This is a genomic window from Thiolapillus sp. (genome assembly GCF_048562965.1).
GTDB lineage: Bacteria > Pseudomonadota > Gammaproteobacteria > Chromatiales > Chromatiaceae > Thiolapillus > Thiolapillus brandeum_A.
On the sequence record NZ_JBHNMF010001047.1, the window covers coordinates 1 to 950 of the forward strand.

Annotated in this window: 1 protein-coding gene; it reads right to left on the reverse strand. The window is 48.5% G+C overall.

The features are described from left to right. Window positions 1-355: hypothetical protein (locus ACOCD2_RS22175; protein ID WP_419626134.1), on the reverse strand; the 355-nt coding region annotated here is incomplete at its 3' end. Between the last annotated feature and the right edge of the window lie 595 nt (window positions 356-950).

The following is a 950-nucleotide window of genomic DNA, read 5'->3' on the forward strand; positions in this document are numbered from 1 at the left end:
GTATACCATCGGCGGCTGGAGGGTGCCAGCAGGCGGAATCAACAGCAATGTCTGGCCGTTCTTGGCCTAATGCTGGATGATCTGCAAGCATCCAGCCTTTTTCCTCGAAAGTATCGAGTAAATGATCAGCTGCAACAGGACCATGCATTCGCTGCCAGCCATGGAGAGCGAAGCGAAGGCTGGTAGACCCCAGTAGGCGCGAGGCCGCACTGCTTACCCGTCGTGCGCATAGCGCCAGAGGGGAAGCAAAGTAGGCATCCAAACGCGGCGTACAGTCATTGGGAGACAAGTACGGAGCAGCAACGAGCTTGCGAAGTTGTTGCGTAGTGCTTGGTGACCAGGACGGCCGGGGCACCAATAGGTTGTCAAAGGCCGAGTCGATTTTGATGAGTGAGCAGAATGTACAATAAATTGCTAATTATTTGAATATGAAGAATTTAATCCAGGTAGAACGGGTCTGTATGATTTGCTCCATCAACATCTGGCTCAGGGCAGTAGCTGTCCATTTTTCAACCCCTCTCCGCCTGTACCAGCCATATGCTTGTGCGACTGATACAGACGGCGAAGGGCAGAAAAATGGACAAAAGCTCACTCATCAAAGCGGAGAAGAACTACATTCTTGTCGTAATTTCGTGTAAAATCATGTAGATCATAGTGATGAAGGTCTCGAAGTTGCGGTAATCACATGCCCTAGTGTAGGACTGCGTTTTTGGCAGCATTTGGCACCAACAGTTGATTATCAACTGTTGGTCGTAATAAAGAAAGCATGAAGCTGGTTATCAGTTACTTATTGGTTTGGCTAATTGGGGTGATGTCACTTTGGACTATTAGCCGGTCATTTCGCCTAAAGGCGATTTACAGCACACTGAAATCATCGTCGGGTTCATCCAGCTTCTGATTCTTTATGTACTCCGTCCAGACTTCGTCTGTTACGTTTCCACTGGAAGCTA